Genomic DNA, 26,215 nt, shown 5'->3' on the forward strand with positions numbered 1-26,215 from the left:
GAACCGAGTTTAGTGGTCTGACAACTGCCTGACCACCCCCTGCACCCCTCGACTGTTGGTAATTAGTAAGTGTAAACAAGGATTTACCCTTTGTTTCCGGGAGGGCCCATATGATCCGCCGCGCTAGTACCTTTTACTTCCTGTCACAACTATGCTCGAACATTTCCGACGCTGCGCGAAACTTGTATGCAAGCTGCCGAACCCGGTTTCCCTGGTCCGCCCGGCGTCCGTTCTGCTCGGTCTGGGGCTGCTGCCGGCGGCCGCTTTTGCGCTGACCGCCTCGGTCACCGCCATCATCCCGGCCCAGGGTATTTACCCGGGTGAAATAGCGACTTTGCGCATCGCGCTGTCCAACAGCGACCCGGTTCCCGCCACCAACGTGGCTTTCAGCAACAGCCTGCCGGGCCTCCTGCCCAACGGCCTCAAGGTGGCCGGCGCGGCCACCAATGGTTGCGGCGGTGCGTTCACCGCGGCGCTCGGAGCGCAGACGCTGGACCTGACAGGCGGCAGCATTGCGGCCGCCGCCGGCGGCATCGACGGCCAGTGCGTGATCGACATCCCGGTCACCGCCGGCAGCTCGACCGGCAATGCGACCTCCTACGCCTACCAGATCCTCAACGGCGCGGTGACCAGCAGCGCCGGCAGCAACAGCGGCGACGTCTCGCAGACCTTCAACATCCGCGCGCTGCAGCAGCCGCAAATCTCCAAGGCTTTCGGCAGTTCCACGCTGGTGCTGGGCGGCGCGACCACCTCGCTGACCATCACGCTGACCAACCCGAACCCGGTGCCCATCGAAGGCTTCAGCATCACCGACAACTTTCCGCAGCTGGGCGGCAGCGCCATCATCAGCGTCGCGGCCGTGCCCGGCGCCAGCGCCAGCTGCACCAGCGGGCCCGCGCCCGCCTTCAACCCGGCCCCGGTGGCCGGCGCCACCAGCGTGACCGGCACCGGCGACATTCCCGCCAACGGCAGCTGCAGCTTCGTGGTCGCGGTGGAAGCGTCGCAGACCAACGGCCAGTACACCACCAACGCCCAGAGCAACCTGATCAATCGCAGCAGCGACTTCAGCAACTCGCTGGGCATTCCCGCGCAGGCCAATGCGCAGGCCAACATCACCGTCAGGTCGCCGCTCAGCGTGGCCAAGGCCTTTTCCGGCAGCTCGCTGTCCAGCGGCTCCGCCGGCAGCCTGACCATCACGCTGACCAACAGCGGCAATACGCCGCTTACCGTCACAACCTTTGACGACAGCCCCATCGACGGCCTGGGCGGCGTCAACCCGACGACCGGCCTGAATGTGACTTCCGCCTCCACCAGCTGCGCCGGCGGCGCGGCCGCCGCCATCAACAGCAACAAGGGCGTGCAACTGACCGGCGGCACCATTCCCGCCAACGGCAGCTGCACGGTCACCGTCAACTACACCGGCTTTGTGCAGGCTTCCGGCGTTCCGGTGACCTACACCAACAACATCCCGCAAGGCGCGGTCGACGTCGGCAACGCGGCCATCAAAAGCCAGAGCGCCTCGGCCACCATCCTGGTGGCCGACGACCTGCGCGTGCTCAAGTCGGCGCTGCCGGCCAGCCCGGTCGCGCCCGGCAACCCCATCCAGTACCAGGTCACGGTTCAGAACTACGGCGCGGCCGCGATCAACAACGTCACGGTGACCGACAACTTCACCAACGGCCAGACCTTTCTGACCGGCACGATTGGCGGCATCAACTACACGCCGACCGTCACCGCGGCCTGCGGCAACGTCAATTCCGCGAGCGCCGTCGGCAGCAGCACGGCGGTGCTCACGGTGGACACCCTGCCGGCCCGCGCCAGCCCCAGCGTGCCCGGCGCCTGCGTGATCACGATGTGGGCCATGGCCTCCAGCACGGCGGTCGCTTCCTCGGCCAACACCATCGCGGCCGGCGGCGTCTGCTACAACGCCGGCGCGACCTGCAACGGCGGCGCTTCCAACGCCACCAGCGTGACGACCAACGCCGCCGTGATGGCGGCCACCAAGGCCTTCGCGCAATCGTCCCCCGGCGTCAGCACCTTTGCCGAAGGCACCATCGTCCGCATGACCATCACGCTGACGAACAAGTCGGCGAACCCGCTGACCAACGTGTCGATCTCCGACACGCTGCAGCTGGCCAACAGCGGCGGCGGGCAGCTGCGCATCGCCAACCCGGCCAACGCGGCCAGCACCTGCGGCAGCCCGGTCATCACCGCGGTCGCCGGCGCCACCTCGGTGGGCCTGAACGGCGGCACCGTGCCCGCGCGCGCCGGCAACGGCCTGGGCGCCGACGGCAGCTGCGTGCTGCAGGTCGACGTGGTCGGCCCGGCCGGCGTCTACCCCAACACCGCCACCGTGGGCGGCACGCAGACCTTCGGCAACGGCACGACCCAAACGCTCACCCCCGTGACCACCAACACGGCGACGCTGACCTACACCTCGGCGCTCAGTGCCAGCAAGAGCTTCAACCCGGCCAGCGTGTCTTCGGGCGGCAAGTCCACCGTTACGGTGCAGCTGCTCAACACCAGCGCGCTGGCCCTGACCAACGTCAGCGTGACCGACCCGCTGCCCGCGGGCATGGTGCTGGCCAACCCGACCAATGCGCATACCACCTGCGCCGGCGCCACGGCCATCACCGGCGCCGCCGGCGCCAGCAGCATTTCCATGACGGGCGCCAGCGTTGCGGGCAGCGGCAACTGCGCCTTGCTGTTCGACGTGGTCGCCACCGGCGCGGCCAACTGGGTCAACACCATTCCGCCCGACTCCATCCTGGCCGATGGCGGTGTGCGCAACGTCGCCCCGGTCAGCGCCACCTTGCTGTTCACGCCGCCCACCGGCATCGCCATCAGCAAGGCCACCTCCATCAGCTCGCTGACCTTTCCGGGTGAAGTCAGCCGCCTGACCATCAATATCGCCAACGGCACGCAGGCTGTCAGCAACCTGAGCTTTACCGACTACTTCACCGTGGGCGGCACGGCGGGCGGCACCAACAACGGCTGGGTGCTCACGCCCAACCCCGCGCCCAGCACCACCTGCCCCGGCGGCGTGGTGACCGCGGTGGCGAACACGCGCCAGGTCAGCCTGGCCGGCGCCGCGCTCGCGGCCAACGCCAGCTGCCAGCTCAGCGTCAACGTGACCTCCACCGTGACCGGCGGCAACACCAACACCATTCCGGCCGGCGCCATCACGACCGACCAGAACCTCAGCAACAACAACCCGGCAACCACCAGCCTGGCCATCAGCACCAACATCGGCCTGGTCAAGCAGTTCACGCCGAACGTGGTCAAGCCCGGCGATCGTTCGCGCCTGCGCATCACCTTCTACAACCCGCTGTCGCAGCCCGTCAGCGCGCTGGCGGTGACTGACAATCTGCCGGCCGGCGTGACCGTGCCCAGCGGCGCCAACCCGACGACCACCTGCCAGGGCGCGACCGTGTCCTCGACCGCCAACAGCGTGCAGGTATCCGGCGGCACCATCCCCGCCGCATCCGGCAACGTGCCGGCGAGCTGCCAGGCCGAGATCGACGTGCTGGTTGCGGCCCAGGGCGACTACGTCAACACCATTCCCACCAACGCGCTGACCGCCAGCGCCGGTGGCAACCCGCTGTCCAACACCCAGCCCACCAGCGACACGCTGCGCGCCAAATCGCCAGTCGTGGTGCACAAGGCTTTCAGTGCCCGCACGCTGGACGCGGGCAACCCGGTCGGCTTCACCACCGGCTCCGACAGCAAGGCGCCCGGCGCGCCGGCCGTGCTGACCCTGCGTTTTGACAATCCGAACAACACGCCGCTCACGGGCCTGACCCTGACCGACGCCTTGCCCTCGGGGCTGGTGGTCGCGCCCACACCGGCCGCAGCCACCACCTGCACCAGCGGCACCGTCGTCGCGGCCGCCTCGGCGACCAGCGTGCGCCTGACCGGTGCCACGCTCGCGGCCGCCGGTTCCTGCACCGTCACGGTGAACGTGCTCAGCAATATCTCGGGCGTCTACACCAACACGGTGCCCACCGCCAGCATCACCACCAATGAAGGCGTGAGCAACGAGGAGCCCACCAGCGCGCAGCTGATCGTCTCCACCCCGCCCACCGTCGGCAAGCAGTTCACGCCGGCCGTGATCCCGCCGGGCGGCGTCTCGCGCCTGAGCATCGTGCTGGGCAACAGCAACAGCAGCGCGATGACGCTGAGCGCGAACTTTGACGACGTGCTGCCCACCGCGCCCGGCCAGATCCAGCTGACCGCCACACCCGCCATGGCGACCACCTGCGGCGGCACCGTGGTGGCCGCGGCCAATGCCACCAGCGTACGCCTGAACAGCGGCGGCACCATTCCGGCCGGCGGCTGCACGATTGACGTCAATGTGACCGGCCTGACCGCCGGCGTGCACACCAACAACATCCCGGCCGGCGCGTTGCAGACCAACCTGGGCAACAACCAGGCACCCGCCAACGCACCGCTGACCATCAGCACCCTGGGCTATATCTCGGGCAAGGTCTTCAAGGACAACAACCCGACGCCCAACGGCACTTTCCAGAACGGCACCGACACGCCGATTTCCGGCGTGAACATTGAACTGCGCAGCGGCGCGAACTGCAGCGGCGCCTTTGTGGCCAACAGCACCACCGACGCGCTCGGCAACTACCTGTTCACCGGCCTGGCGGCCGGCAGCTATTCGGTGTGCCAGACCACCCAGCCCTCGGGCACCATCAACGGCATCACCACGGCCGGCACCATCAGCGGCATCAACGGCAGCACCGGCACGGCCGGCACCGCGTCCAACCCGACCATCAGCAGCAGCCAGGTCACCAACATCACGCTCAACGGTAACGGCGCGGGCGGCGAGATCTCGGGCTCAGCCAGCAACAACTTCGCGGAAGTCGTGCTGTCGTCCATCAGCGGCAAGGTCTTCAAGGACGTCAACAACAACGGCGTGCAGGACGGCGCGGACGACCCGCTGGCCGGCGTGACCGTCGAACTGCGCGATGCCGGCACCAACGCGCTGATGGGGACCACGGTGACCGACGCCGCGGGCGGCTACAGCTTCGCCGCTCTGGTGCCCGGCACCTACACCGTGGTCGAGCCCACGCAGCCCGCCGGCACCTCCAACGGCATCACGACGGCCGGCGCAGTGCCCAACGGCGGCACGCCGGGCACGGCCACCACGCCGGCCGTCACGCCCAGCCGCATCAGCAGCATCGTGCTGCCGCCGAACACCGTGTCGTCGGGCAACAACTTCGCTGAAGTGCCCAACGGCGGCACGATTTCCGGCCGGGTCTTCCTGGACTACGACAACAACGGCGCGGTCAACGGCAGCGACCACGGCATAGGCGGGCAGACCATCAACCTGACCGGCACCGACATCAACGGCCTGGCCGTCTCCAGGACCACCACCACAACGGCCGACGGGCGCTACAGCTTCACCGGCCTGGCCCAGGGCAACTACACCGTCACGCAGCCGCTGCCGCAGGCAACGGGCACGACCAACGGCCAGACCATCGCTGGCAGCACCGGCGGCGTCGCGACGCTGCCGGCCAACCCGGTCTCGTCCATCTCGGCGATTCCGCTGGCCACGGCGAACGCCGTGTCGGCCGACAACAATTTCGCCGAGATCCCCGGCGCCGCGCCCGACCTGGCCATCGCCAAGAGCCACTCACCGGTCAGCTTCGCGCAGGGCTCGAGCACCGGCTTCTACACCATCACCGTCTCCAACGTCGGCACGGTCGCGACCTCCGGCACCATCACGGTGGTCGACACCCTGCCCGCGGGCATGACGGTGGCCGCCGTCGCCGGCGGCGCCACCTGGTCCTGCAGCAGCGCCGTCACCACGGTTACCTGCACCACCAACAGCGTGATCGCCGCGGGCGGCACGGCGCCTGTCTTCACGGTGCGCGTGGCGGTGGCCGCGGGCCTGGCCGGCCAGGTGCTGGTGAACACGGCCGTGGTCTCCGGCGGCAATGAACCCGCCGGCTTCAACGGCAACAACACCGCCACCGACCCCACGGTGATCTCCGACGTGGCCGCGGTGCGCGGCACGGTGTGGCGCGACCTCAACCACGACCGCATCAAGGACCCCGGCGAGCCGCTGGTGCCCGGCTGGATCGTCGAGCTCACGCTGGGCGGCGTGGTCGTGGGTACCACCACCTCCGACGCGAGCGGCGCCTATGCCTTCAACAGCGTGGCGCCCGGCTCGGGCTACCAGATCCGTTTCCGCGAACCGACCAGCGGGCGTATCTACGGCCGCCCGGTCCCCAATGAAACCGGCATGCCCTATACCAATGGCACGGTCAACGCGGCCAACCCCGCCGGCGCCAACAACACCGACGGCACGCTGCAGGGCCTGACCCTCGTCGCCGGCACCACCACGCTGGCGCAAAGCCTGCCGCTGGATCCCAGCGGTGTGGTCTACGACGCCGTGACACGGCAACCCGTGCCGGGCGCCGTGGTGACGCTCTCCGCACCCGGCCTCACGGCGGCCGACGTGATTGGCGGCAGCCTCACGCAGACCACCGGCGCGGACGGCGCCTACCAGTTCCTGCTGCTGGGCGGCGCACCCGTGGGCGGCACGCTGTACACGCTGACCGTGACCTCGCCGGCCGGCTACCTGCCGGGCCCCTCGGCCATGATCCCGGCCTGCACGGCCACCCTGGGTGTGGGCCTGGCCCCGCCCAGCCCGGACCCGGCGCTGGTGCAGAACAGCAACTTCGCGCCCGGCACCGGCGTGCCGCTGCACAACCCCGCGGCCTGCCCCAACAACACGCTGACCCTGGCGGGCGGCGCGGCCACCACGCAGTACTTCTTCACGTTCACCTTTGCAGCGATTCCCGGCTCGGCCAACGTGCTGAACAACCACATCCCGCTGGACCCGATTCTGGGCGGCGCCATCGTGATGACCAAAAGCACGCCGCTGGTCAACGTGGTGCGCGGCGATCTGGTGCCCTACACCATCACGGCCACCAACACGCTGAACGCCGTGCTCGGCAACATCAGCGTGGTGGACCTGATCCCCGCGGGCTTCCGTTACCGCACCGGCTCGGCCTCGCTCAACGGCGTGGCGCTGGAGCCCACCGTGAGCGGCCGCAACCTGACCTGGGCCAACCAGGTGTTCGCCGCCGGTGAGCGCAAGACCTGGCGCATGCTGCTGGTGGTCGGCACCGGTGTGTCCGAAGGCACTTACATCAACCAGGTCGCGGCCCGCAACGCCCTGGTCAATGCGCAAATCTCCAACACCGCCACGGCCGCCGTGCGTGTGGTGCCGGACCCGACCTTTGACTGCTCCGACATCATCGGCAAGGTTTTTGACGACAAGAACGCCAACGGCTACCAGGACCAGGACGAGCCCGGCATCGCCAACGTGCGCATCGCCACGGCGCGCGGCCTGCTGGTCACCAGCGACCACGACGGGCGCTTCCACGTGGCCTGTGCGGCCATCCCGAACGCGGACCGCGGCTCCAACTTCGTGATGAAGGTGGACGAGCGCACCCTGCCTTCCGGCTACCGCCTGACCACCGAGAACCCGCGCGACGTGCGCGTCACGCGCGGCAAGATGGTCAAGCTCAACTTCGGCGCCACCGTGCACCGCGTGGTCCGGCTTGAGCTCTCGGGCGATGCCTTCACCGGCAAGGGCGACGGCACTGAACTGCAGCCTGCCTACCTCGCCACCCTGGAAAAACTTCCCGAGCAGCTCGCCGCGCGGCCTTCCGTGCTGCGCATCGCCTACCGCCGCGGCGCTGAGGCGGCCGGCCTTGCCGAAAAACGCGTGGCCGCGATCAGCGAGCGAATACAGGCCTTGTGGAAGGCAAGGCGCAAGAAGAGCGACGGGAATGAAGCCGGCGACAGCGAACCCCTGCACCCCTTGATGATTGAAACCGAGCTGGAGACGGCGAAATGAATTTCCGTACACATGCGATAGCCGTCGCCGCCGGCCTGCTTTGCGCCGGCTCCGCGGCCTGGACCGCGACCGAAGTCAGCGGCAAACGAATCGACAACGGCCGTATCGACCTGTTCAGCGTGCCGCCGCCCGCGGAAGTGCAGCCCGCCATCGCCTACCCCATGCCTTCGGGCGTGACACGCGAGGAAGCGGCCGGCATGAAGGCCCGCGCGGCCCAGACGCCCAAGGCGCTGGCCTCGGTCGACAAGGCGCTGCAGGAAGCCGGAGGCCTGAGCCTGTTTGTCTCGGGCAAGGCCGAACTCACACCTTCGGCCAAAGCCGCGATTGAATCGCTGGCCGCCGAAATCCGCAGCAAGGGAGCGGCCTCCGCCGGCATGCGCATTGCCGTGGTCGGCCATACCGACAACCAGCGCCTGGCGCCGGACACCAAACGCCTCTTCAAGGACAACCAGGGCCTGTCCGAAGCGCGCGCGCTGGCCGTGGCCGCCTACTTGAAGCAGTTGCTGAACAACCCCGCCATCAGCTATTCGATACAGGGCGAGGGCGAGAGCAAACCGCTGGCCTCGAACGCGACCTCCGAAGGCATGAGCCGCAACCGCCGCGTGGAACTGCGTGTGTGGTTCCAGCCCGCGGCGGCGGCAGCGGCGCCTGTGGCCGCGCCCGCCCCGCTGGCACCCTGCACGCCGCAATCGGTTGGCCAGTCGACCGTGCCTTTCCGCATCACCATAGACGGCGAGCCCATCAACACGGCCGAGATCCCCAACGAAGCCGACGGCCAGCGCTGCGCCGACGTCGCGCTCGAGCGGGCCGACATCCAGGTGCGCTACGACAGCCTGGCCGCGGTGCCGCTGATGAATGCCTGGGCCACACCGGGCACGGCCGTCAAGGGTGAAGCCGTGGAATTCCGCGCCTGGTCCAACTACATCCCCTGGATCAAAAAGGCCGAGCTGCGCCTGTTCCGCCCCGGCCAGAAGACCCAGGAACAACCGTTCGAAATCCTGCCGATAGCCTGGTCGGGCGCCAGCCGCTGGACCATGCCGGCCAACACCGCGGGCGACCAGGTGTTCTACCTGCTGCGTGTGTATGACGCGCAAGGCCGCTTTGACGAAACCAGCCTCAAGCAACTGAACTTGTTGGCACGCGCCATGCCGGCCAATGAAGACCAGGACAAACTGGAGCGCGAACGCCTCACGGGCTATGGCGAGAACAGCCTGGCCTTGCGCAACATCCCGGTGACCGGCGGCACGGTCACGGTCAACGGCAGCAACCTCAAGCCCGGCCAGCGCATAGAAGCCCTGGGCCTGGAGCTGCCCATAGACGCGCAGGGCAAGTTCGCGATGAAGCAGATCATGCCGGCCGGCCCGCAGTCGGTGGAGGTCACGCTCAAGGAGGCCGATGGCCGCGCCAGCACCTTCCGCCGCAACCTCAATATCGCGTCCGATGACTGGTTTTACCTGGCGCTCGGCGACCTGACGGTCGGCAAGAACAATGTCTCCGGCCCCGCCAAGCTCGTGACCGGCGACCTGAGCCACTACGAAGACAAGGTCTACGTCGACGGCCGCGCCGCGTTTTACCTCAAGGGCAAGATCAAGGGCGAGTGGCTGCTCACGGCCTCGGCCGATACGCGCGAGGGCCCCATCGAGGACTTGTTCTCCAACTTCTCGAGCAAGGACCCCAAGTACCTGCTGCGCAGCATAGACCCCAACCTGTACTACCCGGTCTACGGCGACGACAGCACCACGGTGGACGACGCGCCCACGCAGGGCAAGTTTTTTGTCAAGCTGCAAAAAGGCGACTCGCACATCATGTGGGGCAACTTCCAGACCTCCTGGAGCGGCACCGAACTCATGCAGTATTCGCGCGGCCTGTACGGCGCGCAGCTGCGCTACCGCTCCGAAGAGGCCACGGCCTACGGCGAGAAACAGACCCAGATCGACGCCTTCGCGGCCGACCCGGGCACCCTGGCTTCGCGCGAGGAATTCCGCGGCACCGGCGGCTCGATTTATTACCTGCGCCACCTGGACATCACCCAGGGCTCGGAACGCGTCTGGATAGAAGTGCGCGACAAGGACTCCGGCATGGTGATAGAGCGCCGCGAGCTCGCGCCCACGCAGGACTACGAGATCAACTACCTGCAGGGCCGCATCCTGCTGCAGTCGCCGCTGTCCGCCACCGGCAGCGGCGCGGGCCTGATCATGACCTCGGCGGTCGGCGGCCAGCCGGTCTACCTGGTCACGACCTATGAGTTCGCGCCCGGCGTCACCGCCATTAACAACCTGTCGACCGGCCTGCGCGCCAGCCAGTGGCTCAACGACCACTTCCAGTTGGGCGCCAGCACCTACCACCAGGGCGAAACCGGCTCCAGCCAGACGCTCAAGGGTGTGGATGGCACGCTGCGCTACAAGCCCGGCACCTGGCTCAAGTTCGAGGCGGCCCGCTCCAAGGGCCCGGGCAACGGCGCGCAGACCTCGATTGACGGCGGCTTCGGCTTCAACACCCTGAACAACGGCGGCATCCAGTCGGCCGGCGCCGAACGCCTGGAAGCTTCGGTGGACCTGGCCGAGGTGACCGACAGCATGAAGGGCAAGGTCACGGCCTACGCGCAGAACCGCGACCGCGGCTATTCCGCCCCCGGGCAGATCGGCATCAGCGGCGAGGCCGTCAAACAGGCCGGCATGTCGGCCGACGTGGAAGTCGCCGCCGGCACGCGCGTGCTGCTCAAGGCCGACAGGCGCGAGGGCGACCTGCAGGACAGCCAGAACGTAGAGCTCGCCGTGCGCCAGACCCTGAACAGCGAATGGGAAGTCGCGACCGGCGTGCGCGCCGACGACCGCTCCAAGGTCACACCTAACGCGAGTGCCTTGCTCTCGCAAACCGGCTCGCGCACCGATGCGCAGCTGCGCGCCGACTACCGGCCCGACCGCGAAGGCGGCAAGCCCGGCGAAAAAGAAAACTGGGAAGCCTATGGTTATGTGCAGGGCACGCTGGAGCGCGACGACACGCGCGACCCCAACAACCGTGTCGGCCTGGGCGGCGCGCTGCAAGTCAGCGAGCGCGTCAAGCTCAGCGGCGAAGCCTCCAATGGCAGCATGGGCGTGGGCGGCAAGCTGGGCGCCGACTACCGCATCTCAGACCGCAGCAATGCCTACCTGGCCTACACCGTGGAAACCGAAAGCCCCGACGTCGCCTGGCGCGGCCGCCAGGGCACGCTGGTCTCGGGCGCGAGCACACGCGTTTCTGATCAACTGCGCGTCTTCGGCGAAGGCCGCTCCGTCAATGGCGCGGGCCCGCAAAGCCTGACCCAGGCCTTTGGCGCCGACTGGTCGCCCAACGACCGCTGGAACTTCGGCGCCAAGGTCGAGTTCGGCACCGTCTCCGACCCGCTGGCCGGCGACCTCAAGCGCCGCGCACTCGGCGGCTCGGTCGGCTACAAGAAGGACGGCCTCAAATACGGCGGCAACATCGAATGGCGCCACGACAAGGGCAATATCTCGGGCGAACGCACGACCTGGCTGATGCGCAACACCGTGGGCCTGCAGGTGGACCCGGCGTGGCGCCTGCTCGGCAAGCTCAATGTCTCGCGCTCCAGCAACAGCCAGGGCGCCTTTGTTGACGGCAACTACCACGAGTTTGTGCTCGGCAGCGCCTACCGCCCCGTCGACAACGACCGCTGGAACACCTTGTTCAAGTACACCAATTTGAACAATGTGCCCACCGCCGGCCAGCTCACGCCTTCGGGCCAGGCGGCCGACTACGCGCAGCGCAGCCAGGTGTTCTCGGTCGACACGATTTACGACGTCAAGCCCTGGCTGTCGGTAGGCGCCAAATACGCCTTCCGCATCGGCGAACTCAAAGCACCGGTGGCCGGCGGCGAATGGTTCTCCAGCCGCGCCGACCTGTTGATCCTGCGCGCCGACCTGCACCTGGTCAAGGAATGGGACGCACTGGTAGAGCTGCGCAACCTGCGCGCCACCGAAGCGCAAGACGCCAAAGCCGGCGCGCTGCTGGCTGTGTACCGCCATCTCGGCAAGGGCGTCAAAGTGGGCGTGGGCTACAACTTCACCAAGTACTCCGACGACCTGACCGATTTGTCTTACCGCAGCCGGGGCTGGTTTTTGAACGTGCTGGCGGCGTATTGAGGGTGGGGCGGCGCGTCAAGGCAATAGCTTGCGTGTGTCCGCTGTGCTGATATCGTCCAGGTGCCTGAAGGCGGGTGCGATCCTGGCAATGTCGTCTCCCGGGACGCCTGAGCGCTCGAACGACACCTTCCATTCCCGCACGACGCGCCAGACCTCGTCGATCAATTCGCAAGCGCGGGCCTGGCTCAAGGAGAACGCCGGGTGCCCGCCCAGCGCGTTGTCGAGTGTCGCGAGGCGACCCTGGGGCCCGACTCCCAGGTGAAGAAGGCGCTCGGTCGCATGGCTCGGCCGGGGCAGCACGTCATACAGGGGACTGAGCCGCCAGCCGGGCAGGCGGGGATCCCACAGGAAGCCATGGTTGCGCAGGTGGTCGTCGTCGTTGCTGGCGAGGATGTTGAACACCATGCGCTTGAAGAGTTCTTCGTTGTCCGCGCGGATCACGTCCGGATGGCAATACCGGCGCACGGCGGCGGCCAGGTCGGCATAGGATTTTGTTCGCGACTCGGTCTCGTCACATCCGACCAGGGTCAGGCCGCTCACAAAACCCATGCGGCGCTCGGTCAGGCCGTCGGCGGGTGCCAGCAGCAAGTCGGTTGCGGCGGTGGGCAGCGTTCCGTGTGCCAGCCAGTAGCGGTCGAAACGCCGGATCATCATGATGCGGCGGCCGCCCAGAAGGCGCGTGGCCACGGGGGGCACGTTCAATCCGGCCTCCCGCGCGAGCTCCAGCGAAGCACATTCGACCGCGGGGATGTCAAAGGTGTCACTCCTGCTTTGGAACTTCGCGAGCCAAAGGGCGCCGTCCTCATCACGCACGGACGCTTTGGGCCGGGCGCCGCCGAGTGCCGTCCCAACTTCGAAAATGTGTTCAAGCCTGGCGGGAACGTCTTCTCCCGCCTCGATGCGCTCCGCGGCCTCCATCAAGTAGCTGAGCGCGTGAACGCCACCGGCGGCACCGGTGGGGCCGTCAGCAATACCCGAGCGGATGTCCAGCGCGCCTACCCGCTCGCTGCCCGCATGCAGCAGGTACTGCGACTCGGCCAGGCTGTTTGCGGGCACCTTGAGCTTGGCCTCGATCACCCGGCGCCCCCAGGAATCCGGCGCAGCGTCGCGTATGCCGCCGAAGCTCGCCAGGGTGTTGACCGGCAGCAGCAGCTTGCCCTTGACGGGCTCCGGCCCGCGAGTGGCCAGGCTGACCGGGTCCACCTCCAGGGCATCTCTGCGGGCCAGATACTTCAGGCCGTAGGCAAAGCGCGATGCCAGGAGATCGGAACCCTGCTCGGTCATCGTGAGCTGCCCGCAAGGCGCCCAGGCTTCGCCCAGGTAGGCGAAGGTCATCAGCTTCAGGTCTTTGGCCGCCATAAAAATTCCGCTCTAGATAAAGGAGATGAAAGGCACTGCCGGTGCGGGCCTGGGTTCAGAAATCCAGGTCCTTGAGCTCGGCCGCGCTCAGGTCGCGAACACGTTTTGTTGATTCGCGCGCCTGCAGGGCCGCCAGCGCGGGGTCGGCCTGCGTCAACAAAGCTGCCAGCGTGGTGCCGGGCGCGATGGCATCGAGGTAGCGAAGCACCTGCCCAATTGCCAGTCCGGGGTCACCCTTCTCCAGGCGGTAGGCGGTATTGCGCGAGAAGCCCGCGCGCAGTGCCGCATCGGCCTGTTTGACCTTGCGCGCCTGGCGCAGGCGCGCAAGAAGATGTCCGAGATGGACCGTCTCTTGCGCGAGCTGTGGGCTGAGGACTGCGGATTGTTGTACTTTCATGTTCGTGAAATCATTCAATATGTCGATAACGATTGATTTAACGAACATTTTACACTGATTGGATTTTTCATCAATTCGTGCTCGATAAATCAAGCCTTATGGAATTAATGATTGATTTAACGATCATTGATGCCGGACGTGGAATGTATGGCTTGACCGGCATGGCATGGACAAAAAGCGAGCCGCCGCTTCCATGATTGGAGCATCGCTCCTAGGTGTAAACGCCAATATATTGCGAAAAATTTACTCATAAAGTAATTAATAAGTTATTTATTTTTCTTTTAGAAAAAATAAACCAAATTAATTTTCAAAGTAAATTTTTGTCATGCGTGAATTTCTCGACGCCACCGACCGCCGTTTGACCCGGCTGCTTTCCGACGACGCGCAGGACGGCGTGAACCAGCTGGCGGAAAAAATGCAGCTGAGCCCTCCCACGGTCCGCACGCGCCTGAAGGCCTTGATCGAAAAAAACGCCTTGAAGATCGTCGGGCTGCTGAACCTGTCGGAACGGCCGGAACTCATTGGGGCCATCGTGGGCATCAGCGCCAATGCGCAGGGGCATCTTGACGAACTCACGCAAAAGCTCGCGGAGCTGCCCTTCGTGACGTCCGTGAGTGTGGTGACCGGCCGCTTCGACCTCATCGTCGAAGTGCTGGTGGCCGGAGACGTCCAGGACCTTTACCGTTTTACCAGCGAGCTGCTTCCCAGGGTTGCCGGGCCCGGGATCATCAGCCGCAGCGAGACCTTTGTGGTCATGAAGTCGCGCAACAAATGGGTCAACCTGCCGCGCGGCTGCTGGGAGCAGGGCGCCGATGGCGGCACCGGCCCTTCAACCCCTTAGCCTTTTTGGCCCCTTCGACCCCTTTGGCCTCGGCCCCCTGGCCCGCGAATGTTTGAGAAATGCGCCTGTCCCCGGAGGATGTTCCCCCGGGGAGACCATTAAAGGAGAAAGCAATGAAGATCCCGAATTCCCTGGCCACCGTGCTGCTGGCCTGCGCGGGCTTTGCGGGCCTGTGCGGCACCGCCCATGCCTCCACCCTGGAGGACATCCTCAAACGCGGCGAGCTGCGCATTGCCGTGCAGACACAAGGCCCTCCGTTCTCGATGATCGACAAAAACGGCGTGCGCACCGGCAGTTCGGTGGAGCTTGCCAAACTGATGGCCCAGGAAATGGGCGTCAAGGTGGTGTTCCTCGACCTCGACTGGGACGGGCTGTTGCCGGCCCTGATTTCCGGCAAGGCCGACCTGCTCGCGGCCGACATGACGCCCACCCTGGCCCGCGCGACAAAAGTCGCGTTCACCAAGCCCTTTATCTACATCGGGCCCGTGGTGGCGGCGAAGGAGGGGAGCAAGTTCACTTCCACGAATGCCTGCAAGGCGCCCGGCGCAAAAATCGCGGTGCTGTTCGGCAGCACCGGCGAGAAGCTCGCCAAAACCGTCTTCCCCAAAGGTGAGATCAAGAGCTACAAGGGCGGCGGAACCCTGCTGCTGGACGCGGTGAAAAACGGCCAGGCGGACTGCCTGCTCAATGACAGTTCCGCGGTGGCGGGCCAGGCGGCCGGCTATCCCAAGGGAACGTTCAAGGTCATGCCGGAGCTGCTGGCCAAGGAGCCCCTGGCCTACGCGACCCGCTACGACTCCCTGGACCTTCTGAGCTGGATCAACCTGTTCATCGACCAGACCACATTGGACGGGCGCCTTCAACAAAATCTCGACTACTGGGTCAACACGCCCAAGTGGAAAGAAGAGCACTGATCCCGGGATGTGAGCGCGGGTACGGCCTTCTTTTGACCTTCGCGCCTGTCCCCATGCCGCAAGCCTTTCACCCACCGGCCTGCGCATGCTGTCAAACCTGAACTTCAGGGTGATTGCCGAAACCCTTCCCGATTTTTGGGGAGGCCTGGTTTCCACCCTGTCGATTTCGCTGGCCGCGTTCGCGGGAGCCCTTGCCATCGGTGTTGTCGCCTGTGCGATGAGCCTTCAGTCCTCCCGGGTTGTCCGGGCGCCGGCTGTCGCCTATGTGGACGTGGTCCGGGCGACGCCCTTGCTGGCCCAGCTTTATTTCTTGTATTTCGGGCTGCCGAATTTCGGCGTGCTCATGCCGGAAATCATGATCGGCATCGTCGCCCTTTCCATCAACAGCGGCGCCTACGTCAGCGAAATCATCCGCTCCGGCATCCATTCGATTCCGCGGGGGCAGATGGAGGCGAGCGCCAGTTCGGGAATGAGCTATTGGCAGCAGATGCGCCTCATCATTCTTCCGCAGGCGCTGCGGCCCATGGTGTCGCCGCTGATCGGGCAGGCCATCGTGCTGGTCAAGGACTCGTCCCTGCTGTCGCTGATCTCCGTGCTGGAGCTCACGCGTGTGGGGCAAACCCTGGCCAATGACCGCTTCATGCCGGTCGAAGGCCTGGCAAGCACCGCCGCCTGCTACCTGCTCATCTATTACGGGCTGAAGCTGGCGGCCGCGGCATGGGTCCGCCTTGCGCAGCGGCCCGGGCGCTGCTGAAAGCCATGGCCATGGATATGTTCCTCGACCAGTTGCACGGCATGGCCCAGTACTACCCGGTCGTCCTGAAGGGCGTCGGCGTGACGCTGGCGCTGTCCTTCATCGGCATTGCCGCGGGAACGGTTGCGGGCTTTGTGCTGGGCATAGGCCGCGCCAGCGCCAGCAGGGCCCTGTCCTTCCTGGTCGGGGCCTACACCGACATCTTTCGCGGCACGCCGGTGCTGGTCCAGGTGTTCGTCGTCTTTTTTGTGCTCCCTGAAGCAGGCATAGAGCTCGACTCCTTCACCGCGGGCGCCATTGCCCTGTCCAACCTCGCGGCCTGCTTCATCTCTGAAATCGTGGCCGCTGGCATCAGGGCCGTGCCCGCGGGGCAGCTCGAGGCGGCCGCGTCCTCGGGGCTCAGCCGCTTCCAGCAACTGAGGCTGGTGGTGCTGCCGCAAGCCACCCGAATGATCGTCCCTTCCCTGGTCGGGCAGTACGTGCTGCTGGTCAAGGATTCGTCGGTTGTCTCCGCGATCGGGCTGCTCGACCTGACGCGTTCCGGCTGGGTGATCGTGCAATCCGTCCCCAATGGGCTTTTGGTTTTTAGCGCGGTGGGCCTGGGCTACTTCCTGATCTGCTACCCGCTGCTTTATTGGTCCCGGCGACTGGAAAAAACCTGATGAAGCAGCACCATTCAACAGCCCGCCGCCTCCCGGCACGGGCAGCGAGGAATAGCCGGAATGATTAAATTCAGCGACGTCAACAAGTGGTACGGCACGCACCACGTGCTGCAAAACATCAACCTTGAGGTGGCAAAAGGCGAGGTGGTGGTGGTCTGCGGGCCCAGCGGCTCCGGAAAAAGCACGCTGATCCGCTGCGTCAACGGCCTGGAAAAATTCCAGGCCGGCATGCTGACGGTTGAAGGCATGCCGGTCGCCAGCGAGGCCAATCTGCGCAAGCTCCGCATGGAGCTGGGCTTTGTCTTCCAGCAGTTCAATCTTTATCCCCACAAGACGGCGCTCGAAAACGTCACGCTGGCGCCCATCCACGTGCGCAAGCTCTCCGCCAAGGAAGCCGCCAGCCGGGGCCGGGAAATCCTGGCCAAAGTGGGCCTGGCGGACAAATGTGATGCCTACCCGCAGCAGCTGTCGGGCGGGCAGCAGCAACGCGTCGCCATCGCCCGCAGCCTGTGCATGCAGCCCAAGGTCATGCTGTTCGACGAACCGACCTCCGCGCTCGATCCCGAAATGATCAATGAGGTGCTGGACGTGATGGTTGCTTTGGCGAAAGACGGGATGACCATGATTGTGGTCACGCACGAGATGGGTTTTGCCCGCAAGGTGGCGGACCGCGTGGCCTTCATCGACAAGGGTGTCATGGTGGAAGTGGCCAAACCCGAGGCCTTTTTTACCGCGCCCGCGAACGAGCGCACGCGCGAATTCCTCGGAAAAATCCTTCATCACTAGCCATCACCGCCGCCCCAGGCGACGGCACGAACCCCGGAAAGACATTGAATGACTGACATGGCTACGCATGGAACACAGGGCGGGCGTTCCATCGCCATCGTGGGGGCCGGCGTTGTCGGCGCGGCGACGGCCTTGGCCCTCGCGGCCCGGGGCCATGCCGTCACCGTCATGGACCGCGGCGAAGTCGGCGCCGGCACCAGTTCCGGGAACGCCGGCGCCATCGTCACGGGCGCGGTCACGCCAAGCGCCACGCCGGGGGTGATCCGGTCCATTCCCTCCTACCTGCTTGACCCGAACGGCGCCGCCGTGCTGCGGCCCGCGCATTTTTTCCGCGGCCTCCCGTGGCTTCTGCGTTTTATGGCGGCGGGGCGCCCCAAGCGCGTCGCGGCCATCGCGGCGGCCCTGCATCCACTTGTGTCCAATGCCCTGCAGGCCCACCTCGCCCTGGCCGCCCTGAGCGGCGCCCGCGACCTGATCCGGCCCGGCGGCTGGCTGAAGCTTTATGCCTCGGCCGCCGGGTTTTCGGCCAGTGCGCTCGAGCGTGAATTGATGGCGCGCCATGGCGTGCATTTCTCCATCCTCAAGGCCGCGGAGGTCGCCGAGCTCGAGCCCCGGCTCAACAGGAATGCCTACACGCGCGGCTTGTTCCAGCCCGACAGCGGCTTCGTCAACTATCCCCGGGCGCTGGCGCAGTCCTACTTTGAGTGCGCGCGGCAGCGGCAGGCGCAATACCTCCAGGAGAATGTGCTGGCGCTGCGGCCGCTTGACACAGGCGGTGTGTCCATCACGACAGACCAGGCCACACGGCAGTTTGACGCGGTGGTCGTCGCGGCGGGCGCCTGGTCCAAACAATTTGCCGCGCAGATCGGCGACAAGGTCAGCCTGGACACCGAGCGGGGTTACCACCTTTCGTTTGCCTCGACCGGTGATGCCCTGCTGGGCCGGCCGGTGTGTTTTCCTGAAAAGCAGTGTGTGCTCTCGCCCATGCACGATGGCATCTCCCTGAGCAGCGGCGATGAACTGGCGGGCCTGGACGCGCCGCCGGATTTCCGGCGGATTCGCGCACTTATTCCTTTTGCCCGCAACGCGCTGCCCGGCATCACGGGCCAGGCTGTCCAGCGCGAATGGATGGGCTACCGCCCCTCCACGCCCGACTCCCTGCCCGTGATCGGGCGCTCGCCGCGCTGCGCGAACGTGTGTTACGCCTTCGGCCACGGCCATCTCGGGCTGACCTTGTCGGCGCTGACCGCCCAGCTGGTTGCCGGAATGCTGAGTGGCGACCCTGAGCCCTTTGACCTGTCTGCCTACCGGATTGCCAGGTTTTGAGCGGCCCCGTCATGAACAACAAACACACCCGTGGGAGCACGCCATGCCAGCTGTAATCGAAGCGGCAAAAATCGGCGTCCTGTGCTGGGAGACCGGGCAGGTGCCCAGGGGCCTGCTGCAGCTCGAGGCCTTGCCCGGCAACAGCACCAATCCCGCGTCCTATGGTTATCCGGTCAGCTTCCATCCGGTGCGCGGCGCCAATGTCCATACGATTCTGGAGAATCCCGACCCCGATGTCCTGCAGACCATGATGGCCGACGCCGCCGCCATGGTGTCCCAAGGCATCAAGGCCATCACGACGAGCTGCGGGTTCAACGCCATCTTCCAGCGCGAACTGGCGCAGGCCGCGGGCGTGCCGGTGTTGACCTCCAGCCTGCTGCAAGTGCCCTTTGTCAGGCTGCTGCACGGCCCGCGGAGCGAAATCGGCATCATCACCGCCAATGCACGCGCCCTGGGTCCGCAGCACCTGGCGGCTGCCGGCATCGCCAGCATGGACGGCTTGCATATCCTGGGCCTGGAGCAATGCCCGGAGTGGAACCGGATGTTCGCCGAGCCGAATGCCGACATAGCCCTGGAGCTCATCGAGCAGGAAGTCCTGGGCACGGCGCGACGCGCGCTTGAGCAGCATCCGGGCATCCGGGCCTTTGTCCTGGAATGCACCGACCTGCCGCCTTACTCGGAAGCGATCCGGCGCGAGTCAGGCCTGCCGGTGTTTGATTTCATCACCATGGTCAATTACCTGCATTCGACCATCTGAGGGGCTTTGCAAGTTGCCTGGGCTTGCGCCGTGGCAAGGATGGGGGCCGCTAGCGGAATCCAAACGGCCACAAGTTCACCCCCTGGTACGCCGGCAGGACCATTCCTGCGCTAGAGGCCAACACGGCTGCTGCCCGCCCTTACCTGCGTGAGCAACCACGCGCGAAACACCGTGAGGGCTTCAAGCTTGGCTGACTCCTCGGGATACACCAGGTAGTAGCCCCGGGGGGAGGCCCATTGTTTCTTCGAAAGCCGGCGTAAACGGCCGGTTGCGACCGCATCGTGGGCCATGAAGTCGGGCAGCAGCACCGCCCCCAGGCCTGCTATCGCGGCGTTCAGGGCCATCGACATCAGCTCGTAGCGCGGCCCCTCCTGTCCGGTGCCGATCTGGATGCCGGCTTGGTCGAACCATTTTTGCCAGGCGTCCAGCACGGTGGTGTGGTGCACCAGTGCCGACACCGGCGTGCGGGACGTCAGCGACTTCCCGTGTTTTGTGATCCATGCGGCGGAGGCATACGGCGCCATCGTCAGGGGCAGAACAAAATCGTTGTGAACTCCGATACGTTTTCCGTCACCGAATTCGAGCGAGGCGTCCACCGCCATGCTCTTGAAATCGACCGACCCCACGCGAGTGGCGAAATTCAAGGTGATCTCGCTGTGCGCGCGCGTGAAGTCCGGCAGGCGCGGAATCAGCCAATAGCTGCCCAGCGACGCGCCCACCGACAGTGCCAGCGTGCCTCCGCGCCCCTTGAGCGCCATCACGTTGGCGGTCGCGCGTTCGAGGCGCTGCAGAATTGGGCCGACTTCATCCAGGTAATAACGGCCGGCCTCCGTGAGGACTACCGCATCCCGGCGCCGCACGAACAGCTTGAGGTCCAGGCGGCTTTCAAGCGCCATGATCTGGCGGCTGATCGCGCCTTGTGTCAGGTGCAGCTCTTGCGCGGCCGCGGTGAAAGAGCGCAAGCGCGCGCTGGCTTCAAGGCATACCAGGGACATGGTGGAGGGCGCGCGCAGCATCATGGTGCATGAGAAAAAAGCATGGAAGACGCAGAAATTGTCGTTTGTAGCCAAAGGTTTGTCCACGCATCATTCAGTTTCCTCATTCCTGATCCCCGATCCTCAAGGTGACCTCCATGACCGAATACCGGACAACGCGGCGAAATCTCCTCAAACTGGGGGCCGTGGCGATGGCCTCATCGCCCCTGCTGGCACGCGCGGCCTGGCCCGACCGGCCCATCCGCCTGATCGTTCCCTCCGCTGCGGGCGGCTCGCCCGACAACATCTGCCGCATCCTGACCAGCGAGTTGATGAAAGCCCTGGGACAGCCGTTTGTGATCGACAACAAGCCCGGCGCAAGCGGCAATATCGGCATGCAGGAGATCGTGCGCGCGGCGCCGGACGGCTACACGCTGGGATACGGCAATGTGGGCACGCTGGCCATCAACAAATCGCTGTTCTCCAAGCTGCCCTATGACCCGGAAAAACAGCTGGTCCCCGTGGCGCTGCTTGGGTATGTGCAAAACGCGCTCGTCGTCAGGAATGACCTGGGCGTGAAGAACGTGGCCGAGTTGATCGCGCTGGCCAAATCCAGGCCCGGCAAACTCAGCATGGCGTCTCCCGGCAACGGCACCACCGGCCACCTGGGTGGTGAGCTGTTCAAGAGCATGACCGGCACTTTCATGACCCACGTGCCTTACCGCGGCAGCCCGCAGGCCATCCAGGACCTGATGGGCGGCCAGGTCGACCTGATGTTCGACAATCTGTCGTCCATCGCGCCGCACATCAAGAACGGGCGCATCAAGGCGCTGGGGGTTTCAGGCCGGGCGCGCAGCCCATTGTTTCCCGAGGTGCCGACCATTGGGGAGTTCGTCAAGGGGTATGAAACGACGGCCTGGGGCGGCATTGTCGCGCCGGCCGGCACGCCGCGCGACGTCGTGCTTAGGCTCAACGGCGAAATCAACAAGGTGCTGGGCAGCGCCGCGGTCAATGAGCGCTATGCCGCCATTTCCTTCGAGACAACCATAGGCTCACCCGACCGCCTGTTTGACCGCGCCCTGCGGGAGACGCGGATGTGGACGGAGGTCGTCAAGCGCGCCGGCGTCCAGGTGGATTGAACGCGTATGTTCGATTGCATCATTGAAGGCGGCGAGCTTGTTGACGGCACGGGTTCGGCCCGGGTGCGTGCCGACCTCGGCATGTCCCAGGGAAAAATTCTTGCCATCGGCGACCTGTCGGCCGCGCCCGCCAGCGAACGGGTGAGCGCGCACGGGCGGATTGTCGCGCCGGGTTTTATCGACGTGCACACCCACGATGACCGTTTGCTGCTCACGCCCACCGCGGGTGCCCATCCCAAGTTGTCGCAGGGCGTGACGACGGTGGTGTCGGGCAACTGCGGTGTCAGCCTTGCTCCCCTGCAGACCCGCCATCCGCCGCCGCCGCTGGACATCCTGGGAACGGACGGCTGGATCTACCCGAGTTTTGCGGCCTATCTGGATGCGCTGGAGCAGTCCGCGTTGGCCGTCAATGTCGCCTGCCTCGTGGGCCACTCCACGCTGCGGGTCAAGCACATGGCCGACCTTGGAAGGCCCGCCACCCCCGATGAGTCGGCGGCCATGGCGGCGGAGCTGGCCTCGGCGCTGGCCGCGGGTGCCATCGGCCTGTCGACCGGGCTGTACTATCCGCCCGCGAAAGCGGCCACGGCTGAAGAGGTGGTCGCCGTGGGCGCGCAACTCAAGGCGGCCGGCGGCATCGTGACCATGCACATCCGCGACGAAGGCGACGCCATCGACGAGGCCTTGCGCGAGGCCCTGCACATAGGCCGGGAACTGGGCGTGGACACCGTTATTTCCCATCACAAGCTGGTCGGCACCGCCAACCACGGCCGATCCGTGCAGACCCTGGCGATGCTGGAGCAGGCGGCGCGAGGGCAAGCGGTCTGCTTTGACTGCTATCCCTACAACGCGTCGTCCACCATGCTGCTGCCGTCCCGCGTGAAGCAGTCAAGCGACGTGCTGGTGACCTGGTCCCAGCCCGAGCCCGGTGTCGCGGGCCGCTCGCTGAAAGACCTTGCGCGCGAAAGAAACCAGACCGAGGAAGAGGTGGCGCGGGCATTGCAGCCGGCCGGGGCCATCTACTTCGCGATGAGCGAGGACGACGTCGGCCGCATCCTCAGCCACCCGATGGCCATGGTCGGCTCGGACGGCCTGGCGCATGACGTGCGCCCGCATCCGCGTTTGTGGGGGACTTTTCCGCGCGTGCTGGGGCACTACGTGCGCCAGAGAAAGCTGTTTTCGCTTGAGACTGCCATTTACAAAATGACGGGCCTCAGCGCAAGGCGCTTCGGCCTCGCCGGCCGCGGCATCCTGGCGCCCGGAAATCACGCGGACGTCGTCATCTTTGATGAACATCGCGTCACCGCCAACGCCAGCTATGAGCACCCCACCGAAGTCAGTTCGGGAATCGACGCCGTCTTTGTCAATGGCCGGCTCGCCTGCCGCAACGGCCTCAGCGTCAACATGGATGCCGGCCGCGTGCTGCGCGGCAAAGGAAATATCCGCAAGACTGGCTAATGCGAATGCCGGTGGTGGGCATCCGGGAAATGCGCATGGCTGTGGGAGATGGGCAGGTGCTGGTGCGCATGCGTGTGGCGCGTGCCGGGCGCCACCGGCTCTTCGTGCGTTTCGTGCGCATGGTCGTGGTGCTCGTCACTCAGGCCGTGCACATGTTCATGGCTGTGCTCCAGCGGCTCATGGGTGTGTGCATGCTGGTGGCTCTCGGTCAGGTGCAGCCAGACGCCCCAGGCCATCAACGCCGCCGCGATGAGCAGGGACAGCGTGACGGGCTCGCCGAGGACGGCAATCGCCAGGGCCGCACCCACAAACGGCGCGATGGAAAAATACGCCCCCGTGCGCGCCGTCCCAAGGTGGCGCAAGCCGAGCACAAACAGCGCCAGGCTCGCGCCATAGCTCGCAAAACCCAGCAGCGCCGCCGCCAGCACCACAGGTAGCGCGGGCCACGCGGCGCCCAGCGACAGCGCCAGCACCAGGTTGGTGGCACCGGCCACCAGGCCTTTGACCATGGCGATAAACGAAGCGTCGGACAAGGACACCTTGCGCGTCAGGTTGTTGTCCACACCCCAGGCCAGGCAGGCGCCCACCACGGCCAGGGCCGGCCACAACGCCCCAAAGCGCGCCTCACCAGGCCAGGAAAGAATCACGCCGCCCGCCACAATCGCCAGCATGCCCAGCGCGATGCGGCGGTCAAAGTTCTCGCGAAAAACAAACCAGGCAATCAAGGCCGTCAACACGCCTTCCGCATTCAGCAGCAGCGAGGCACCCGACGCCGGCATGCCGGATAAACCGACCATCAGCAGGACCGGGCCCACCATGCCGCCCGCAATCACGGCACCGGCCAGCCATTTCCATTCCCCGCGAGGCATGCGCACAGGCGCTGAGCGGCGCAGCCGCCGCAGCAGAAACAAGCCAACGCCCGAACCCAGGTAAAGCAAAGCCGCCAGCAGCCAGGGGCTGGCCTGCGCCAGCAAGAGCTTGGCCAGCGGGGTGCCCGTGCCGAACAGGGTGGCCGCGAGCAGGGTGGCCAGTACGCCGGGTTGGGACAGTGGGTTCATGGAATGGCTTTTGGGGTGCGGGGATTTATGCCTTTTCCATATTACGCGAGTGCTGGCTCGCTTGTGATGAACTTGGAGGACGGGCGGCGTGATCAACGCTGATGGGTTGCATGGTTTTCCGCCACATAGACCGGCGCCACCTGCGCCGGCAACGGTGACCTGCCCCGAATCAGGTCCGCGATTTTTTCCGCGATCATGATGGTCGGCGCATTCAGGTTGCCGCTGACGACATTGGGCATGATGGAGGCGTCCACCACGCGCAGGTTCTGGATGCCGTGCACGCGGCCGGCGCCGTCCACCACCGCCATCGGATCGGTCCCCATGCGGCAACTGCAGGACGGATGAAAAGCGCTTTCGGCCTTGTCGCGGATGAAGGCGTCGATTTCGGCATCGGTCTGGACCTTGGCCCCGGGCGAGATCTCGCCGTTGCGGAAAGGCTCGAATGCCGCTTGGGAAAATATCTCGCGCGTCAGCCGCACACCCGCGCGCATTTCCTTGCGGTCCTGCTCGGTCTGCATATAGTTGAACAGGATGCGCGGATGCGCCTTGGGGTCCGCCGAGCGCAGCGTGATATGGCCGCGGCTGGTCGCGCGCATCGGCCCGACGTGTGCCTGAAAGCCGTGCTGCGTGGCCGGTGCGCTGCCGTCGTAGCTGACCGCCATCGGCAGAAAATGGTATTGCAGGTCCGGATGCACCACGCCCGCCGCGCTGCGGATAAAGCCGCCGGACTCGAAATGGTTGGTCGCGCCCAGGCCTTTTCCGGCGAACAGCCATTGCACGCCGATCTTCAGTTTGGCCAGGGGGTTCATCGCGCTGTACAGGGTAATCGGCTGCTTGCTGGCGTACTGCACGTAAACCTCGAGATGGTCTTGCAGGTTTTGGCCGACACCCGGAAGGTCGACCCGCGGCTGGATGCCCAAGGCGCGCAGCTCCTCCGCATTGCCGATGCCGGACAGCATCAGCAGCTGCGGCGAATTGATCGCGCCGCCGGACAGGATCACCTCACGCGCCGCACCCACCTGATGCAGGCGCGAACCTTGCGCGTATTCGACACCGGTCGCGCGTGCGCCCTCAAGCAAGACCCGCGTGACGCGCGCGCGCGTCACCACGCGCAGGTTGCCGCGCCTGGCCGCCGGACGCAGGTAGGCCTGCGCCGTGCTCCAGCGGCGGCCTTTGTAGACCGTCATGTCCATAGGCCCGAGGCCCTCCTGCTGGTAGCCGTTCATGTCCTCGGTGTAGGGGTAGCCGGCTTGTTGCCCCGCCTCGATGAAAGCGCGGTAGAGCGGGTTCTTGCAGGCGGCCGTGGAGACATACAAGGGGCCGTCCTTGCCGCGGTAGGCGTCGCCGCCTTTCAGGCGGGTTTCGGATTTCTTGAAGTAGGGCAGGCAGTGTGCGTAAGACCACTGCGCCAGCCCGGGCATGCCGGCCCAGGCGTCATAGTCAAACGCGTGTCCGCGGATATAGACCATGCCGTTGATCGACGACGAGCCGCCGAGCACGCGGCCGCGCGGGCAGTGCATGCGACGCTGGTTCATGAAAGGTTCCGGTTCGGTGTCATAGAACCAGTTGTACTTGTCGTTGGCCAATGGGTAAGCGAAGGCCGACGGCATGTGGATGAAGATGCTGTGGTCCGCCGGGCCGGCTTCCAGCAGCAGGACGCGCGCGCCTTCGTCTTCGGTCAGGCGGTTGGCGAGGACGCAACCGGCTGAACCGGCGCCGACGATGATGTAGTCGTATTGTTCTTGTCTCATGTGAATTCCGGAGTTCCTGAT

At 65.9% G+C, this 26,215-nt stretch carries 16 protein-coding genes; 11 read left to right on the forward strand and 5 right to left on the reverse strand.

The features are described 5' to 3' along the window. Positions 1–151: 151 nt before the first annotated feature. Positions 152–7,882 carry a DUF7933 domain-containing protein gene (locus BLQ85_RS09995; protein ID WP_254806397.1) on the forward strand — a complete coding sequence of 2,577 codons (7,731 nt, stop codon included), beginning with the start codon at positions 152–154 and terminating at the stop codon, positions 7,880–7,882. After that, complete coding sequence (locus BLQ85_RS10000) at positions 7,879–12,021, forward strand: OmpA family protein (RefSeq protein WP_074576398.1); 4,143 nt, start codon at positions 7,879–7,881, stop codon at positions 12,019–12,021. The genes BLQ85_RS09995 and BLQ85_RS10000 overlap by 4 nt, the downstream gene beginning before the upstream one ends. Before the next feature lie 15 nt (positions 12,022–12,036). Here the strand turns inward: BLQ85_RS10000 and BLQ85_RS10005 are convergent, their stop codons facing one another. Both BLQ85_RS10005 and BLQ85_RS10010 read right to left on the reverse strand, forming a co-directional pair. Then, positions 12,037–13,380 (reverse strand): type II toxin-antitoxin system HipA family toxin, encoded by a 1,344-nt coding sequence (locus tag BLQ85_RS10005; protein ID WP_074576400.1) that lies wholly within the window; start codon positions 13,378–13,380, stop codon positions 12,037–12,039. A gap of 55 nt (positions 13,381–13,435) precedes the next feature. Beyond that, positions 13,436–13,825: a helix-turn-helix domain-containing protein gene (locus BLQ85_RS10010; RefSeq protein ID WP_254806398.1), complete on the reverse strand. Its 390-nt coding sequence runs from the start codon at positions 13,823–13,825 to the stop codon at positions 13,436–13,438. Between the two features lie 277 nt (positions 13,826–14,102). Between BLQ85_RS10010 and BLQ85_RS10015 the strand changes: the two genes are divergently transcribed. The 7 genes from BLQ85_RS10015 (at position 14,103) to BLQ85_RS10045 (ending at position 19,817) form a co-directional block, all read left to right on the forward strand. After that, the gene (locus BLQ85_RS10015) at positions 14,103–14,618 is read left to right on the forward strand and encodes an Lrp/AsnC family transcriptional regulator (protein WP_074576402.1); all 516 of its coding nucleotides are present in this window, start codon (positions 14,103–14,105) and stop codon (positions 14,616–14,618) included. Positions 14,619–14,731: 113 nt separating this feature from the next. Beyond that, a complete protein-coding gene (locus tag BLQ85_RS10020; RefSeq protein WP_074576404.1) occupies positions 14,732–15,532 on the forward strand; it encodes an ABC transporter substrate-binding protein in 801 nt (266 codons plus the stop codon). Positions 15,533–15,617: 85 nt separating this feature from the next. After that, the gene (locus tag BLQ85_RS10025; RefSeq protein WP_074576406.1) at positions 15,618–16,286 is read left to right on the forward strand and encodes an amino acid ABC transporter permease; all 669 of its coding nucleotides are present in this window, start codon (positions 15,618–15,620) and stop codon (positions 16,284–16,286) included. 11 nt (positions 16,287–16,297) lie between these two features. Continuing rightward, positions 16,298–16,948, forward strand: coding sequence for an amino acid ABC transporter permease (locus BLQ85_RS10030; protein WP_139200937.1), 651 nt, complete (start codon positions 16,298–16,300; stop codon positions 16,946–16,948). Between the two features lie 60 nt (positions 16,949–17,008). After that, the gene (locus BLQ85_RS10035; RefSeq protein WP_074576408.1) at positions 17,009–17,734 is read left to right on the forward strand and encodes an amino acid ABC transporter ATP-binding protein; all 726 of its coding nucleotides are present in this window, start codon (positions 17,009–17,011) and stop codon (positions 17,732–17,734) included. A 48-nt stretch (positions 17,735–17,782) separates the two neighbouring features. Further along, the gene (locus BLQ85_RS10040) at positions 17,783–19,060 is read left to right on the forward strand and encodes an NAD(P)/FAD-dependent oxidoreductase (protein WP_217631814.1); all 1,278 of its coding nucleotides are present in this window, start codon (positions 17,783–17,785) and stop codon (positions 19,058–19,060) included. Positions 19,061–19,103: 43 nt separating this feature from the next. Further along, the gene (locus BLQ85_RS10045) at positions 19,104–19,817 is read left to right on the forward strand and encodes an aspartate/glutamate racemase family protein (RefSeq protein WP_074576413.1); all 714 of its coding nucleotides are present in this window, start codon (positions 19,104–19,106) and stop codon (positions 19,815–19,817) included. Between the two features lie 110 nt (positions 19,818–19,927). On the opposite strand, the gene BLQ85_RS10050 is transcribed toward BLQ85_RS10045, so the two are convergent. Further along, positions 19,928–20,899, reverse strand: coding sequence for a LysR substrate-binding domain-containing protein (locus BLQ85_RS10050; protein ID WP_254806399.1), 972 nt, complete (start codon positions 20,897–20,899; stop codon positions 19,928–19,930). A gap of 50 nt (positions 20,900–20,949) precedes the next feature. On the opposite strand from BLQ85_RS10050, the gene BLQ85_RS10055 reads away from it, so the two are divergent. After that, the gene (locus tag BLQ85_RS10055; protein ID WP_074576416.1) at positions 20,950–21,930 is read left to right on the forward strand and encodes a Bug family tripartite tricarboxylate transporter substrate binding protein; all 981 of its coding nucleotides are present in this window, start codon (positions 20,950–20,952) and stop codon (positions 21,928–21,930) included. Between the two features lie 6 nt (positions 21,931–21,936). Then, complete coding sequence (locus tag BLQ85_RS10060; RefSeq protein ID WP_074576418.1) at positions 21,937–23,385, forward strand: N-acyl-D-amino-acid deacylase family protein; 1,449 nt, start codon at positions 21,937–21,939, stop codon at positions 23,383–23,385. Here the strand turns inward: BLQ85_RS10060 and BLQ85_RS10065 are convergent. Together BLQ85_RS10065 and betA are read right to left on the reverse strand one after the other, a co-directional pair. Further along, positions 23,382–24,443 carry a DMT family transporter gene (locus BLQ85_RS10065; protein ID WP_074576420.1) on the reverse strand — a complete coding sequence of 354 codons (1,062 nt, stop codon included), beginning with the start codon at positions 24,441–24,443 and terminating at the stop codon, positions 23,382–23,384. The two genes, BLQ85_RS10060 and BLQ85_RS10065, sit on opposite strands and share 4 nt — an antisense overlap. Before the next feature lie 92 nt (positions 24,444–24,535). Then, entirely contained in the window at positions 24,536–26,194 is a 1,659-nt protein-coding gene (betA, locus tag BLQ85_RS10070) for a choline dehydrogenase (RefSeq protein ID WP_074576423.1), read from the reverse strand. Positions 26,195–26,215: the final 21 nt, after the last annotated feature.

Origin of the sequence: Polaromonas sp. JS666, assembly GCF_900103405.1 — a bacterium.
In the GTDB taxonomy this organism is placed as follows: domain Bacteria; phylum Pseudomonadota; class Gammaproteobacteria; order Burkholderiales; family Burkholderiaceae_C; genus Polaromonas.